The following is a 14,757-nucleotide window of genomic DNA, read 5'->3' as shown; positions in this document are numbered from 1 at the left end:
TACAGGCTCCGGCATCCGATGCGGCTTGGGCCGGAGTCACCCCTCCCGCCTGGCGCCGGGCCTGTGAATGACGGCTGGCCGGCATCCAAAAATACAAGGTGGAGCGAACATGAATTTCGATTGCGACGTCATCATCGCCGGAGGCGGGCCGGTGGGCCTGTTCCTGGCGGCCGAATTGGGCATGCGAGGCCTGTCGGTGCGCGTGTTCGACGACAAGCCAGGCACCAGCACGCATCCAGCCGCCAATGCCAACAGCGCGCGCACCATGGAGCACTACCGCCGGCTGGGCATCTCGGCAGAGATACGCGCGCTGGGCCTGCCGCCCGACCACCCCACCGACGTGGCCTACTTCACCCGCCTGGGCGCGCACGAACTGGCCCGCCTGCGTCAGCCCTCGTCTTCGTTTGCGGTAAACCGCCTGCGCGAGCTGGAGTTCCTGTGGCCCACGCCCGAACTGCCGCACCGCTGCTCGCAGCTTTATATTGAGCCCGTGCTGCGCCGGGCGGCTGAAAGCCATGCCGGCGCCCGGGTGCAATACCTCTCCACTGTTCAAAAGCTAAGCCAGGACGAAGAAGGCGTGGAGGCGGAAATAGCGTTGGCCGACGGCGCGAGCCAGCGCTGCCGCGCCCGCTACCTGGTTGGCTGCGACGGGCCGCGCAGCACCGTGCGTTCGCTGATGGGCCTGCACTACGCCGGTACGGCCGGCGAAAAACGCGGCTTCATGGGCGGACGCATGGCGGCGGCCTACTTCAATGCCCCGGCCCTGTACGAGCGCATGAAGGGCGAGCGCGCCTGGCAGTACTGGACGCTGAACCCGGAACAGCGCTCGCTGATCGTGTCGGTCGACGGCCGCGGCAGCTTCATCATCAACATCCAGCTGCAGGAAGGCGAAGAGCCCAATGACGACGACGTGGGCCGGCGCATCGCCACGGCGGTGGGCGCCGACCTGCCCTTCGAGCTGATCAGCAATTCGGCGTGGACGGCGGGCTTTGCCCTGGTAGCGGAAAAAATGCGCAGCGGCCGTGTATTCTTGGCCGGCGACGCGGCCCACCTGTTCACCCCCACGGGCGGCCTGGGCTACAACACCGGCATCGAAGACGCCGCCAACCTGGCCTGGAAGCTGGAGGCGGCCGTCAAGGGCCACGCCGGCCCCGGCCTGCTCGACAGTTATGAAGCCGAGCGCCGCCCCGCCGCCTTTCGCAACACCGGCTTCGCGCGCCAGTTCGCCGACAGCATAGGCCATGTGCGCATTCCCGCCGACATCGAGGACGACACGCCCGCGGGCGAGGCGGCGCGGCAGGCCCTGGGCGGTTACTTGAATTTTCACGCCTACAAAGAGTTTTCCATACCCGGCGTGCATCTGGGCACGCGCTATGAAGACTCGCCCATCGTCGCGACCGAAGCCGGCAGCCCGCCGCCCGATACGGCCAATCTCTATCTGCCCTGCGGCCGCCCGGGGCATCGCGCGCCGCATGTATGGCTGGACGACGGCTCGTCGCTGTTCGACCGCTTCGGCCAGGGTTTCACCCTGTTGCGCCTGGGCGCCTCGGCGACCGATGTCGCGCCGCCAAGCGCCCTCATGCCGCTGCACGACCTGGCCCTGGACGACGTTCAGGCCCGCGAACTGTATGGCGCCGACTATGTGCTGGTTCGTCCGGACCAGCACATCGCCTGGCGCGGCAACCGCCTGGACGAAAGCTTTGCCGCCGTCCTCGACCTGGCACGGGGCGCCGGGGCGACGTGAGCAAATATGTGCCCGGGCCGCTCCAGCCTTGAACGCGCAGCGGCTGGAAGACCCAAGCGCTGAATCGTCCGCCGCCCCGCCACAACGACCCCCGCACTTTGAACCAGGAAAGCTTCGAGAACCAAGGAAGCTTTGAACCAACAAGGCTTGCCTCGGCAAAGCCTCGAATCAACGACAAGGAGACCTCCAATGAAACTGCATCACCTGTTGGCCGCCCTGGCCCTGGGCGCCATGGCAAGCACCACCGCCTCTGCCGCCGAACCGCTGCGCATCGGCCTCGTGCTGCCCATGTCGGGCGTGTTCTCGGGCTACGGCAAGCAGATAGAACACGGCGTACGCCTTTACCTGCAGCAGAACGGCGACAGCTTCGAGGGCCGCAAGGTCGAGATCGTGCTCAAGGACGACACCGGCGCCGCACCCGAGATCAGCCGCCGCCTGGCGCAAGAGCTGATCGTGCGCGACAAGGTCGACATTCTGGCGGGCTTTGCCATGACGCCCGGCGCCGTCTCGGCCGCCGCCGTGGCCACCAGCGGCGACAAGCCCATGATCGTGATGAACGCCGGCACCTCGAGCCTGACCACGCGTTCGCCCAACATCGTGCGCACCTCGGCCACCGTGGCGCAGTACACCGTGCCGCTGGGCCCCTGGGCCGTCCAGAACGGCATGAAGAAGGCCTTTACCCTGGTGGCCGACTTCGGCCCCGGCTACGACGCCGAAGGCTACTTCCAGAAGAGCTATACCGCGGCCGGCGGCGAGATCGTGGGCGAAGTGCGCGTGCCGCTGCAGAACCCCGACTTCGCGCCCTTTCTTCAGCGCATCAAGGACGTCAAGCCCGACGTGGTGTTCCTGTTCCTGCCGGCGGGCGAGCTGCCCATCGCCTTCCTGAAAGGCTTCCAGCAGCGCGGCCTCGCCGACGAGGGCATACGCGTGATCGCCACCGGCGACCTTACGGACGAAGACAGCATAGACGCCATGGGCGATGCGGCGCTGGGGCTGGTTACCGCGCACCACTATTCCGAGGTGCACGAATCAAAGGAGAACAAGGCCTACACCCAGGCCTACTACAAGGCCTACCCCAACGACAGGCCCAACTTCATGTCGGTGGGCGGCTATGACGGCATGCGCGTCATACATGAAACGCTGAAGAAAACCGGTGGTGACGCCTCGACCGAAAAATTCATGCAGGCGGTGCGCGGCGTCTCGTTCGTCAGCCCCCGCGGCTCCATCACCATAGACCCCGAAACGCGCGACATCAACCAGACCATCTATATTCGCAAGGTCGAGCGCCGGGACGGCAAGCTGGTGAACGTGGAGTTCGATGATTCATTGAAGAATTATCGCGACCCAGGCAAGGAGTAATCGCTTCACCGCACACTCTCCGGGCAAAGAGCAACCCCCCGCCCCGTGCAGCCATTTCGCTGCGCGGGGCGCGGCGGGCTCATCCCGCCTCGCCGGCAAGAGCCAGTGGCCGCAACGCAGCGAGGACAGCGGCGGGAAAGCGTTAAGGCGATGGCCGGCTATTCAAGAAGCGTAGCCGCCTGTCGCCTGAACTCTTTGGGCGACACGCCCACTTCGCGCTTGAAGAAGCGGGTGAAATACGCCGGGTCTGAAAAACCCAGCGTGTGCGACACCACGCTGACCGTCATCGAGGTATAGACCAGGTTGCGCTTGGCCGCCAGCACCACGCGCTGGTGGATGAGTTCAAGCGCCGAATGCCCCACGATCTGCCGGCACAGGTTGTTGAGATGGGCCGGGGTAATGCCAATGGCGCGGGCATAGCGTTCCACGGGCCATTGCTCGGCATAGTGCTCTTCGATAAGCGTATTGAAGGTGCCGAAATGGCGCCGTCCCCGGTCGGCCAGCTGCGACGGCTCGGCCGACGAGCGGCTCATCTGGCGCCCCGCCCACACCAGCAGCGTCGTCAACATGGCCTCGATCATCGCATTGCGATGGGGCCGGCTGGCCAGGTATTCGTCTTGCAACATGGCAAACGCCATGTCGATCTGCGCGCTTTCTTCGGGACGCACCGTATAGATGTGCGGCCCGGGCGCCAGCACCCCGGCGTCGTCGATGCCCTGGGCCAGGCGCTTAGCTAGCGGATAGCCCAGCGTTACTACGTGGCCCACCGCGTTGGGCGCAAAGCGAAAGCCGTGCACGCACATCTGCGGCACCACCACCAATTGCCCGGCCTGCATGTCTTGATACCGGCCGTCGAGCCCCACGCGCGCGTCGCCCCCTTTCAGGTAAAGCATCTGCATCAGGCCATGGTGCTGGTGCAGCTTGATCTGCCAATCGTGCAATTTACTGCGGTCGGCGATAAGCTCGCAATGCACCATGTCGGGCGTGGGCCATTGCTCACGTTCCCCGTAAAGCTGGTAAACCGGTACGGACGCCTGGGTTGCCATAAGCCGCCTGGATTTTCGAAAAGTACAATTATTATAGGCAGAAATCCATTCCTTACCGCCGCGTTTCGGGCCATTATTGCAATGAACCGACCTCTTACAGTCGTTTACGAATTTCATTCTGACAAGCCCGCGGGCCCAGGCCCGCCGTCATCGGAGACGCTCATGAAAACCCAAGTCGCCATCATCGGCGCCGGCCCCTCGGGCCTGCTGCTGGGCCAGCTTCTGCATCACCAAGGCATCGACACCGTCATCCTCGAGCGCCGCTCGCCCGAATACGTGCTGGGCCGTATCCGCGCCGGCGTGCTCGAACAGGGCATGGTCGACCTGCTGCGCGAAGCCAAGGCCAACGATCGCATGGACCGCGAAGGCCACGTGCACGAAGGCGTGTCGCTGGCCTTCAACGGCAAGATGCACCGCATCGACTTCAAGAAATACGCCAAGGGCCAAACGGTCATGGTCTACGGCCAGACCGAAGTCACCCAAGACCTGATGGACGCCCGCAAGCGCGAAGGCGGCATCAGCATCTACGAGGCCGAAGACGTGCAACTGCACGACTTCTACACCGACAAGCCTCGCGTCACATTCGTCAAAGACGGCGAAACCATCGAGCTCGAGTGCGACTACATCGCCGGCTGTGACGGCTTTCATGGCGTGTCGCGCCAGTCGGCCCCCAAGGACGAAATTCAGACCTTCGAGCGCGTGTACCCCTTTGGCTGGCTCGGCATTCTTTCAGAAACCCCGCCCGTGGACCACGAGCTCATCTACGCCAACCACGAGCGTGGCTTCGCGCTGTGCAGCCAGCGTTCCGACGTGCTTAGCCGCTACTACGTGCAGGTGTCGCTCGACGACAAGATCGAAGAGTGGTCCGACGAGCGCTTCTGGGAAGAGCTCAAAACCCGCATCCCCAAAGAAGCCGCCGACCGCCTGGTTACCGGCCCCTCGATCGAAAAAAGCATTGCGCCCCTGCGCAGCTTCGTGACCGAGCCCATGAAGTACGGCAATATGTTCCTGGTGGGCGACGCCGCGCACATCGTGCCCCCCACCGGTGCCAAGGGCCTGAACCTGGCCGCCAGCGACGTTTCCACCCTGTACCGCATCCTGGTCAAGGTCTACAAAGAAAACCGCGTCGACCTGCTCGACAAATATTCCGAGATCGCCCTGCGCCGCATCTGGAAGGCCGAGCGCTTCTCGTGGTGGATGACGTCCATGCTGCACAAGTTCTCGGACGACGGCTTCGGCAAGCGCATACAGCTGGCCGAGCTCGAGTACTACACGGGTTCGGAAGCCGGCCTGGCCAACATCGCCGAAAACTACGTGGGCTTGCCGTACGAGCCTATTGAGTAGACAGAGGCTTAATTTCTTCAAGTATGCGGGGCAGCGCGGTCCGTTCGGCAGTTTTCAGGTCATAGGCCTGCTGCAGATTCAACCACGATTGCGCATCGCCCCCAAAATACCGTGCAAGCCGCAGTGCCGTATCGGGCGTTATGCCTCGGCGTCCCAACACGATGTCATTGACACGCGCCGGCGGCACCTTCAGCGCCTTGGACAAGGCGTGCGGCGTCATACCCAGGGGAGCTAGATAGTCTTCACGCAGCACCTCGCCAGGATGCACGGGCCGCATGCCATTGATCGGCTTCATTTGCGCTTTCATCGTTAGTGATAATCCGTAATCTCGACTTGAGCGGGCCCATCGCTCGTCCACACGAAGCAGATTCGCCACTGCGCGTTAACACGTATGCTGTGTTGCCCCGCTCGGTCGCCAATGAGTCGTTCCAGCCTGTTCCCCGGTGGGGCTCGTAAGAATGCCAGCGTTTCAGCCGAATCCAGTTGCTGCAATTTGCGTTCGGCCACGCCGTGAATGTTGGCGAAACGCTGAACGCGCTCACCTTCGAATAATGCCCGCGTCTCTTCGCAGCGGAATGAAAGTATGGGCATATCGTTTACCGATAAACGTTATTCTAAGTGGAAATACGGAACTGTACAAGCCCTGCGACAAAGGCGATGCAGCGACAGTATGGATCCGCCGCGATGCGTCGGAATCGACGTAAACCCGGCAAGGCAACAACCAAATACCGGTCAAGCATATCGGAGACTCGGCACTCTCCGGCAGAATTTTGCTGCTTTTGTCCTGCCTCGCGCAGATGGCACGGCCATGCCGGCGTGGGGCCTTCTCAAGCGTCGTCAGATGACAAATAGCGCTTGCGCACGAAGCACCCCACCCTTTGGGCTTTACAAGAGCTCTTTGCGAAGCTGGGCCGCGCTCTTGGGCGACAGCAGGCCCGGAGGCACGTCGAGCACCGACTTCGCGCCGGCCTGGCCCATCTGGTTAAGGCGATGGGCCGCGCGCGCATAGGCCACCAGCACGCTGGCGGTGAACTCGGGGTTGCTTTGCAGCTTCAGCGAATATTCCACCACCTGTGTGTTGCCCTGGCCCGTGGTGCCGCTGCGGATCACAAAGCCGCCATGCGGCATGGCCTCATGGTCGCGGCGCAGGGTTTCTTCATCGAGGAAGTTCACCGTGGTGTCGTAGTCGGCAAAATAATCGGGCATGGTCACGATGGCCTGCTCCACCGCGGCGGCGTCGGCACCCTCTTGCAGCACCACAAAGCATTCGCGCTTGTGCTTCTCGCGCGTGGAAAGCTGGGGCAGCTCGCCATTGCGCACGCGCTCTACCGCCTCGGGCACGGGCAGCGTGTACTGCACCCCGGCCTTCACCCCCGGCACCCGGCGCACCGCGTCGGAATGCCCCTGGCTCAGGCCCTTGCCCCAGAAGGTGTATGTGGCACCCTCGGGCAGCACCGCTTCGCCGAACAAGCGGTTCAATGAGAACAGGCCCGGATCCCAGCCCACAGAAATAATGGCCGTATTGCCCGCAGGCTCGGCCGACTGGTTCACCGCCTCGAAGTACTCGGGCACCTTGGCATGGGTGTCGAAGCTGTCGACCGTATTGAACAGCGCGGCCAGCGCCGGCCCCTGCTCGGGCAAGTCGTTCTTCGAACCGCCGCACAGAATCAGCACGTCGATCTTGCCCTGGTATTGGCCGATGTCGTCGATATGCAGCACCGGCGCATTGCCCAGCAGCTTCAACTGGCCGGGCTCGCGGCGCGTGAACACGCCCACCAGTTCCATATCGCCATTCTGGGCCAGCGCAGATTCAACGCCCCGCCCCAGATTGCCGTAGCCTGCAATGCCTATCCTGATCTTCGTGGTCAAAACCGCTTCTCCTGCTTGGTCTGTTTTAGGTACGAAGGCATTTTAAAGCAAGGGGCTAGGCGCGACGTCCATCCGCTCGGATGGCCTGCCGGAAACTGGCCAGACGCTGACCGACTCACGCATGGCACGCTGCTTGCCAAGCGCACCGGCACCTACGAGAAAGGCGTTCAGTCCTCGCCCAGGCAGGCCTTGAATTCGCCTGTCTCGGGATTGCGCGAGAACAGCAGCCCCGTGGCCACGCCGAAATAAGCGCCGTGCAATTGCAGCCTGCCCTCTTCCACCGCGCGGCGCACAAAAGGAAAGGTCATGAGGTTGTTCAGGCTTTCCTCGACCACCGCCAGTTCAAGCCGCTTCAGATCGGTCTTCAGATCGCCCGTCATGGGTCCGATGCGCTCGGCGGCCGGTTCGATCTGCGCCATCCACTTGCTGATGAAGTCGCCCTGGCTAAGCGGCTCGGCGTGGTCGTGGAAAGCGCGCACGCCGCCGCAAGAAGCATGGCCCAACACGACGATGTGCTTCACCTTCAGCCCATTTACCCCGAACTCGATCGCCGCGCTGGTGCCGTGATGCGAAGCCTTCGGGTCGGTCTCGTACTTGGGAACGAGATTGGCCACATTGCGCACCACCAGCATCTCGCCCGGGCCCGCATCGAAAATCACTTCGGGCGAAACCCGCGAATCGACACAGCCGATCAGCATGATCTCGGGGTTCTGTCCCGACTCGCCCAACTCTTGATATCGCTCGCTTTCCGTCTTGAAACGGCCATCTAGAAAGCTTTGATAACCTGCGGTGAGTCGTTGAGGCAGCACGGGAGTTCCTTTTCGTGGTTTTGACAGACACACGATGCCGGCCATGCGAATGCTCGCGCGGCGCACCAGCGTGGGGTTTGGTTTGCAGGCGGTATTTTACTCCTGTTGCTTTTGGCGGCCTTACTCGACGCTGAGCACCAGCCGCTTGCCCAGGACGCGCACGGCGCGGTCGAGCGTTTTCAGGCTAGGCCAATGATGCGGATCTTCCAGCCTTTTAGCCTGCGGCCAACTGGTTTCCAGCGCCCGCGCCAATTCGGCCAAGCTGCGCTCACCCCGCGCGGCGCGCAGCAGCAATACGCCTTGCGTCTTGGCGTCGGGCGCGATGTAGCGCGCCCCGCGGACACTACGGCTGGGCGGCGGCACCTCTATGCCCTCGGAAAGCCGGCCCTCAAGGGTAAGCGTGAGCACCTCGGCAGCGTTGAACAAAGCCTCTTCCATCGAGTCGCCTTCGGTAAACGCTTCGTCGAGATCAACAAATCGGACACAGAAACCCCCTTCCAGGGCCTTGGTAATCAGGGCGGGATAACGAGTGTCCATATCGAGTTCCTTCATTTGAGCTTCACGCCGGTTTGCCGCTCGATGCTGGCCAAAGTACCCGCCTTGACATCCCGAGCGCCGTGCATGGGTACGGTGGTACGCGCAGCATCGAGGCCCATGCGCACATGACTGCCTTCTTGCCGAAGAATCTTCCAGCCATGCTCTTGGAGTTTCTTGATGATTTCCTTTCCGTTCATTTTTATTTTATCAAAAAAGATTCATCAAAAAAATATTAATTAAGATGACCGTACGTTCCTACATACGCGATGGCTTAGGGCAACCCGCTCCAATAAGCAGCGGGCTTCAATATTGATGGGGCACTCGCTTGAGGGCAACTGGATATAAACATCCGCATCCATGGAAAGCTATGGAAGCCCTTGGCACACTGAGGATTAATATCAAAAAGTGACTTACCTATTAACGCTTTACGTTAATAACGCCATGCGTTATTATTTTCGTGATCCCTGAAAGGTATACCCCATGGCTCGTGACATTCCTCCCATTACCCCCGGCGAATTGCTGCAAGAAGAATTCCTTGCCCCGCTAGGTATCAGCCAGTACCGCCTTGCCAAAGAAATTGGCGTGTCTGCGCGACGCATCAATGAAATCGTCAAGGGACAGCGCTCCGTCACCGCTGACACCGACTTGAGGCTCTGCCGGTTCTTCGGCCTTTCAGACGGATACTGGCTGCGCGCCCAGGTTGCGTACGATACGGAAGTTGCAAGAGACGCACTTGCCGACGTACTGGCAAAGATACGGCCTTTGGAGAAAGCGTAATTAGCGGCTAGCCCTCGCCCAAAGCCCGCAGTGCCGCCTCGGGCTCGCGATCCAGAACCCTGAGCAAGGCTTTTGCCGCGCCTGTCGGATAACGCTTGCCCTGCTCCCAATTTCGTATCGTCTCGATAGGCACATTGATATGCCTGGAAAACTGGGACTGGCTCAGCCCCAGACGTTGGCGCACGCGCAGCGCAAACCTGGCCGCGTCTTGCAAAGCATCTTTATCGTCCGCCGCCTGTTGCCTGGCGATTTCCTGCTCCGTCGTGGCATCGACCCGCAGCCGATCAATCCTTCCCGGCTGCAGCGCGGCTGGCGTGGAAGGATCAATCTTCATTCGTATGGTTTTCATAGCACCGGATCTCACGCTGATTGGCTTTTCGGGCCGAGAGAATGCGTATTGCATAAAGCCTGGGCGTGTAAACAATGACGAATACACGGCCCTCAATTTTTCCCATCATCTGAAAACGGTCTTCGCCATAATCGTGTCGGGTATCTCGTCGGACAATACACCGAGGATCAAAAAATGCCCTTGCCGAATAGGCAAAGTCAAACCCTCGCTCCCGAAAACAGAGGTCGCTTTTGAGTTCGTTCCATTCAAATTCTATAGGCCCATTGTAGTTCACTGAACCACCCCGTCAAGGAGATGTCAATGGAGACCTACTATAGGCGGGTCTATCGTCCGGACAATGATGAAAGGAACTTTTTCTCTCGATGTAAAAACATGCGGCAACGTAGTTTCCGAAGCTGCCTTCGCAAACGTCCTGAGGCAAACTGAAGAGCGAGAACTGGCTTCGATGCCCCCCGCCGCAAACGCCGGCCCAAAGCTCAGAGGTCCAGATCTCCTGTCATCTTACAAAGCGAGGCTTTGAACTTCCGGTTGAAGCCTCGTTGTCCCGAGTGACAAAACCACAAATCGTATCTACAATTAGAATGACAATAGTCGAGTTCGACCCCGTCAAGGATAGGCGAAATATTGCTGAACGAGGATTCTCTCTCGGTTTGGCACAGGCGTTCGACTTTGATACAGCCCTCATCAAAGAAGACAAGCGGTTCCCCTATACGGAAACACGCTATCAAGCTTTAGGAATGATCGGACCGCACCTTTATTTCCTGGCCTTCACTTTGCGCGGTGAAGCCGTGCGCGTCATCAGCCTTCGCAAGGCCAATATCAGAGAGGTATGTTTTTATGCGCAGGAAACCAGATCCCGAACGGATTGACGAGCACACCCCGGAGTGGACCAAGGCTGATTTCGAGCAAGCCAAGCGCCTGAAAGACATGCCAGCCTCGTTTCAACGCAGCGTTAAACGTATGCGGGGGCCGCAGAAATCACCGGTCAAGATACAGACCAGCATTCGATTTGACCAAGATGTACTCGAAGGCCTAAAAGCTACGGGCCGGGGATGGCAGACGCGAGTCAATGACGCCATGCGGGAATGGCTGCGGTCGCATTCATAAAAGGGATCTTGCTGCAGGACCACGGTAAGCGCCCGATCTGCAGCGGGTTGCTGCATCACGCTCATATCGTGCAGATTGCCGGGGAAAGCTGCCCGTGCCCTCCTAACCCGTTTAGGAGTTGAACCATCTTGAAACATGTGCGAAGACTGGAAAGACTCCACAAAAACCGTACTCAGGAAGGATGATGTTCCGTGTCAGCCCCGAGGTACACCGTAAAGCGGCACTAGCCGCTGAATTGGCTGGGATGAGCCTAAATCAATGGGCAGAAAAAGTGCTGGTTCGCGCATCAGAGTGAGAGGGCTGACTCCATGTGGATAAACCCTTAATCAGACGCCTGGTTTCCCGCCCCGTTGCCGCTGCTCGGCCTCCCAACCCTTGCAGGCCAATGCCACATAGCGCGGTACTGGCCGGGCGCCTGTGCCATAGGCGCTGATCGTACGGGGCGTCATGCCCAGCGCCTTGGCCGCGGCCGACAATGACAGCCTGTTCCGCGCGCGCCACTGCGCAAACACACGGCTGTTTTCATCCATCGCGCTTTGTGCCTGTGCGTCCAGCCATAAGGTGTCGGCCCCGATCTGAATATCCAGCTGCGGCCACACCACCGCCCAGCCCTCGCCCTCGATAAGGGCCGCCTTTGCAAAGGCGGCCGCACTGCGCAGCGGCGCCAGGCCGGGGGACTCATCAAAAAGCGGCTTGAAATCAACCACCGCTTCGATGCCGTTCACGAAAACCAGCCGCAGCCGGAAACGCGCCAAAGCTTCCACTTGCGCAAGGCGCGGGCGTTTCATCGATGCCATTTCTTCCACTCCGTCCACAATTCATCCAGATTGGCCTCGACCCAAGCCAGCACCTCGGCTCGCAAACCCTTCGGCCACCGGCCGTTGCTTTGCAATGTGGCCAGTTCAATGATCACATCCACGCTACCGCCTACCAAGTGGCAATGCGCCGGTCCATGATCGCGCTCGCGAATCTCCAGCCGATACTTGTTATTGCCGAAGCGCTGTTTTGTGGTCACGGATGATTATATAGAAATAATATCTATACAGAAAAGAAGGACGGACCGCTCGACGACGGACGAAGCGACATCATGAGGCCGATTTCAGAAACCGGCCATTCGTAAAAACCGAAGGCAGATGTTTGTCGTGGATTGCCAGGCGTAGGCTCCTCCGCCACGCCGTACTGAATTAGGCCGAATTAAGCCAAAGCCCCCACGCCAAGGAGGCAGACCGGGAGCGCGTTCCTTCAACGAAGAAGCAAAGCAGCCTGTCCAATAGAAGAAGTCCTGACCGACCTAGAGCTTATAGTTTTTGATCCAGCCCATAACATCCCGGATATCCTTCAATTCCATATCCCAACTGCTGCGCAACCCATTACCCACAAACTCACGAGCATCCGGCGTGAAGGTCGAAGTTGTGACAACAATCGACTTATTCGGGCCGTTCATGGCCGAGTGGACGCCGTACACTCCCCTGACTATGCCGACATCGACCTTCCTGTCCAGCGCATGCCTCTTGCACTCGATGAAATAGCAGGTTTCCAGCCCCAGTTCATTTCGATGAATCGCTATAACATCTTTGCCACCGTCGCGCGTTCTCTTGGTCAGGCGCACGTCATAGCCTTGCGCCCGGAAGATTTCCGCGATTATTTCTTCGAACTCCCTGGGTGAAATCCGATGGAGACAGCTGCTGTCTTCTTGTATCAACCTTATCAGTTCCGGGATTGTGTTCGTAATCCTTGAAACGTCCGTAACTAGCCGCTGGTCGGGAACATAGATATCTTTGGCCGGGGGAAGCAAGATTTCATCCATGAGTTCCACGGTGGGAAGCTGCGTAATGGTTGCTTCGGATGAGTTCATGGAAACATGGTTTATGGCGCCTTGCGGATATTCAACAACCTGCAACTCAAGAGATATGCAAGTGCCGCAATCGATGCAGTGAGCCTCCTGTATATCGGAATAGTAGCTTTCCATTCCCATTCGCCGGTTACTGGCCGAAACGTGGGCCATGTCAAAGTAATTGGAAGGCATGGAGCCAGGACAATGGCAATTCAAACAACTGAATTCAACGGTGCCGAGTAACTGCCACATAAATATCCGAACAATAAGGGAGAAAATTCAGCAAACGGCCTCGAGGCCTGCTTGATCGCGCCAATATGGACGAGGCGCCCAATACCATGAAATCGGCCCCAAGGGAGCGGATCCCAAGGGGCCGATTTCATGCGCCCGCCGAAGCGGACGCTGCGGTCAGGCGACTACGAATTAACGCAGCAGCGACAGCACGGTCTGCGGAACCTGGTTGGCTTGGGCCAGAACCGAGGTGCCAGCCTGTTGCAGAATCTGCGCGCGGGTCATGTTGGAGACTTCGACGGCGTAGTCTGCGTCTTCAATGCGCGAGCGGGCTGCGGAAAGGTTGTTGACGGTGTTGTTCAGGTTGGCGATGGTGGACTCGAAACGATTCTGGATCGCACCGAGGTGGCTGCGCAGGTCATCGACCTTTTGCAGAGCTTGGTCCAGAGCATCCAGCGGTTTGATGTTTACGCCGGTAGGGGCGTTCATACCTTCGATTTCAGCCGAGAACTCAGCGTCAACCGTAGCCGCGGTGGTGAGATCTGCTGCTGCAAATGACACCACGCCTGTTGCGTCAATATTTACTTCATGGAAGCCGTCATACGTTCCATCGGTAGTTCCAGAGACCTGCGCATAATAAGTACCACCTTCATCTTGGTAAATATTATCGATCTTGGCAGAATTACCCAGCAGACTACCAGCAGCGGTCGCCGCAGTTTGGGCTGCTGTAGTACTAATCTCGGTTTGTCCAGTTACTACTTCCGTTACCGTATCGGCGGCATTCCACCCTGCGGGCGCATTGGTGGTAACGCTCCCTGCAACACCGATGTTGCCACTTTCATCGATAGAAAGCTTTGCATAGCCATGTGCGTCGTCATCAGCATTGGATACGCGGACATAGTAGTCATCACCGCTTTTACGAATTTCGTCGACGGTAGCAACGGTTTCGCCAGTAGTAATCTCAACTGCGTTGAGAGCAGTTGCGATATCAGCTGCATCAGCAGTATCGTTGACTTCAGTGATCGGCGTCATACCTTTAGCATACGCCTTGGTAACGTCAAAGCCATCCAGCTTAAGCGTGTTCTGGTTGATCTTGGACAGTTCGATATCAATGCGCTGGCCGTCATTGGCACCAACTTGCACAGACAGAGCCGCAGCATCTTCGCCCAGCACACGAACACCATTGAACTGAGTCTGCTCGGAAACCCGATTGATCTCGTCCAAGCGCTCTTTGATTTCATTTTGAATGGACTTCAGGTCTGAACCAGACTTTGTGCCATTCGCGGCGTCAACTGTCAGTTCGCGAATGCGCTGTAGGTTGTTATTGATTTCGTTCAGCGCGCCTTCCGTGGTCTGTGCGATGGAAATCCCATCATTGGCGTTACGCGCAGCTTGCGTCAGGCCTCGAATGTTAGCCGTAAAACGGTTGGCGATGGCCTGGCCGGCAGCATCGTCCTTGGCGCTGTTGATGCGCAGGCCGGAAGACAGGCGCTCGATGGCGGTGCCCAGAGCGCTTTGCGACCTGTTCAGGTTGTTCTGCGAAACCAGAGCCAGGTAGTTGGTGTTGATGACTGACATGGATTACTCCTGTAGGGAAAAGGCGGCATCTACCGCCGGTTGACCAGGAAAGCCCGTTTCCGGGTGGAATCCTGGCCCTTCACCTGGGTGTTGGGCAGGCCCGGTATTTCCTGTACATCCTGGATTACGGAGCCTGCGGATCTTAATTTAGGGGTGGGAAGACCGGTTTTTGG

Annotated in this window: 20 protein-coding genes; 7 read left to right on the top strand and 13 right to left on the bottom strand. The window is 59.3% G+C overall.

Features of this window, described 5'->3' with window-relative positions; all coding sequences use genetic code 11:
• Positions 1 to 109: 109 nt before the first annotated feature.
• Together C7440_RS15550 and C7440_RS15545 are read left to right on the top strand one after the other, a co-directional pair.
• Entirely contained in the window at positions 110 to 1,744 is a 1,635-nt protein-coding gene (locus C7440_RS15550) for an FAD-dependent oxidoreductase (RefSeq protein ID WP_116519180.1), read from the top strand.
• A 189-nt stretch (positions 1,745 to 1,933) separates the two neighbouring features.
• On the top strand, positions 1,934 to 3,103 hold the full coding sequence (locus C7440_RS15545; protein WP_116519179.1) for an ABC transporter substrate-binding protein: 1,170 nt from the start codon (positions 1,934 to 1,936) through the stop codon (positions 3,101 to 3,103).
• Between the two features lie 158 nt (positions 3,104 to 3,261).
• On the opposite strand, the gene C7440_RS15540 is transcribed toward C7440_RS15545, so the two are convergent.
• Entirely contained in the window at positions 3,262 to 4,149 is an 888-nt protein-coding gene (locus C7440_RS15540) for a helix-turn-helix domain-containing protein (protein ID WP_017522431.1), read from the bottom strand.
• A gap of 162 nt (positions 4,150 to 4,311) precedes the next feature.
• On the opposite strand from C7440_RS15540, the gene pobA reads away from it, so the two are divergent.
• Entirely contained in the window at positions 4,312 to 5,493 is a 1,182-nt protein-coding gene (gene pobA / locus C7440_RS15535) for a 4-hydroxybenzoate 3-monooxygenase (protein ID WP_116519177.1), read from the top strand.
• On the opposite strand, the gene C7440_RS15530 is transcribed toward pobA, so the two are convergent.
• The 6 genes from C7440_RS15530 to C7440_RS15505 all read right to left on the bottom strand — a co-directional run bounded on the left by C7440_RS15530 (position 5,483) and on the right by C7440_RS15505 (position 8,905).
• Positions 5,483 to 5,788, bottom strand: a complete 306-nt coding sequence (locus C7440_RS15530; protein WP_116519259.1) for a HigA family addiction module antitoxin — start codon at positions 5,786 to 5,788, stop codon at positions 5,483 to 5,485. The genes pobA and C7440_RS15530 overlap by 11 nt on opposite strands.
• Positions 5,789 to 5,802: 14 nt before the next feature.
• Positions 5,803 to 6,084 carry a type II toxin-antitoxin system RelE/ParE family toxin gene (locus tag C7440_RS15525; RefSeq protein WP_116519176.1) on the bottom strand — a complete coding sequence of 94 codons (282 nt, stop codon included), beginning with the start codon at positions 6,082 to 6,084 and terminating at the stop codon, positions 5,803 to 5,805.
• Between the two features lie 294 nt (positions 6,085 to 6,378).
• Entirely contained in the window at positions 6,379 to 7,362 is a 984-nt protein-coding gene (locus C7440_RS15520) for a diaminopimelate dehydrogenase (protein ID WP_116519175.1), read from the bottom strand.
• Between the two features lie 167 nt (positions 7,363 to 7,529).
• The gene (locus C7440_RS15515) at positions 7,530 to 8,171 is read right to left on the bottom strand and encodes a carbonic anhydrase (RefSeq protein WP_116519174.1); all 642 of its coding nucleotides are present in this window, start codon (positions 8,169 to 8,171) and stop codon (positions 7,530 to 7,532) included.
• Between the two features lie 120 nt (positions 8,172 to 8,291).
• Positions 8,292 to 8,708 carry a type II toxin-antitoxin system HicB family antitoxin gene (locus C7440_RS15510; RefSeq protein WP_116519173.1) on the bottom strand — a complete coding sequence of 139 codons (417 nt, stop codon included), beginning with the start codon at positions 8,706 to 8,708 and terminating at the stop codon, positions 8,292 to 8,294.
• Positions 8,709 to 8,719: 11 nt separating this feature from the next.
• Complete coding sequence (locus C7440_RS15505) at positions 8,720 to 8,905, bottom strand: type II toxin-antitoxin system HicA family toxin (protein ID WP_116519172.1); 186 nt, start codon at positions 8,903 to 8,905, stop codon at positions 8,720 to 8,722.
• Positions 8,906 to 9,188: 283 nt separating this feature from the next.
• Here C7440_RS15505 and C7440_RS15500 point away from each other — a divergent pair, with 283 nt between their 5' ends.
• Entirely contained in the window at positions 9,189 to 9,485 is a 297-nt protein-coding gene (locus tag C7440_RS15500) for a HigA family addiction module antitoxin (protein WP_116519171.1), read from the top strand.
• A gap of 7 nt (positions 9,486 to 9,492) precedes the next feature.
• Here C7440_RS15500 and C7440_RS15495 read toward each other — a convergent pair whose 3' ends face one another.
• Both C7440_RS15495 and C7440_RS15490 read right to left on the bottom strand, forming a co-directional pair.
• Positions 9,493 to 9,819 carry a helix-turn-helix domain-containing protein gene (locus C7440_RS15495; protein ID WP_207775424.1) on the bottom strand — a complete coding sequence of 109 codons (327 nt, stop codon included), beginning with the start codon at positions 9,817 to 9,819 and terminating at the stop codon, positions 9,493 to 9,495.
• Positions 9,809 to 10,108, bottom strand: a complete 300-nt coding sequence (locus C7440_RS15490) for a BrnT family toxin (protein WP_243410944.1) — start codon at positions 10,106 to 10,108, stop codon at positions 9,809 to 9,811. Before C7440_RS15490 ends, C7440_RS15495 begins: the two co-directional genes overlap by 11 nt.
• Before the next feature lie 307 nt (positions 10,109 to 10,415).
• Here C7440_RS15490 and C7440_RS15485 point away from each other — a divergent pair, with 307 nt between their 5' ends.
• The 3 genes from C7440_RS15485 (at position 10,416) to C7440_RS20205 (ending at position 11,236) form a co-directional block, all read left to right on the top strand.
• Positions 10,416 to 10,703, top strand: coding sequence for a BrnT family toxin (locus tag C7440_RS15485; RefSeq protein ID WP_116519169.1), 288 nt, complete (start codon positions 10,416 to 10,418; stop codon positions 10,701 to 10,703).
• A complete protein-coding gene (locus tag C7440_RS15480; RefSeq protein ID WP_116519168.1) occupies positions 10,672 to 10,941 on the top strand; it encodes a BrnA antitoxin family protein in 270 nt (89 codons plus the stop codon). The genes C7440_RS15485 and C7440_RS15480 overlap by 32 nt, the downstream gene beginning before the upstream one ends.
• A gap of 118 nt (positions 10,942 to 11,059) precedes the next feature.
• Entirely contained in the window at positions 11,060 to 11,236 is a 177-nt protein-coding gene (locus C7440_RS20205) for a type II toxin-antitoxin system HicB family antitoxin (RefSeq protein WP_116519167.1), read from the top strand.
• A gap of 31 nt (positions 11,237 to 11,267) precedes the next feature.
• On the opposite strand, the gene C7440_RS15470 is transcribed toward C7440_RS20205, so the two are convergent.
• From C7440_RS15470 to C7440_RS15455, 4 genes are all read right to left on the bottom strand, one after another.
• A complete protein-coding gene (locus C7440_RS15470; protein WP_116519166.1) occupies positions 11,268 to 11,738 on the bottom strand; it encodes a DUF2442 domain-containing protein in 471 nt (156 codons plus the stop codon).
• The gene (locus C7440_RS15465) at positions 11,726 to 11,956 is read right to left on the bottom strand and encodes a DUF4160 domain-containing protein (protein WP_116519165.1); all 231 of its coding nucleotides are present in this window, start codon (positions 11,954 to 11,956) and stop codon (positions 11,726 to 11,728) included. The genes C7440_RS15470 and C7440_RS15465 overlap by 13 nt, the downstream gene beginning before the upstream one ends.
• A 276-nt stretch (positions 11,957 to 12,232) precedes the next feature.
• Positions 12,233 to 12,910 (bottom strand): restriction endonuclease, encoded by a 678-nt coding sequence (locus C7440_RS15460; protein ID WP_165832615.1) that lies wholly within the window; start codon positions 12,908 to 12,910, stop codon positions 12,233 to 12,235.
• 288 nt (positions 12,911 to 13,198) lie between these two features.
• Positions 13,199 to 14,584 (bottom strand): FliC/FljB family flagellin, encoded by a 1,386-nt coding sequence (locus C7440_RS15455; RefSeq protein WP_116519163.1) that lies wholly within the window; start codon positions 14,582 to 14,584, stop codon positions 13,199 to 13,201.
• Positions 14,585 to 14,757 lie beyond the last annotated feature (173 nt).

It is taken from the genome of Pusillimonas noertemannii, from assembly GCF_003096595.1.
GTDB lineage: Bacteria > Pseudomonadota > Gammaproteobacteria > Burkholderiales > Burkholderiaceae_B > Pusillimonas > Pusillimonas noertemannii.
Note: the sequence above shows the minus strand (reverse complement) of the source record. Positions and strands in the feature narration are given on the sequence as shown.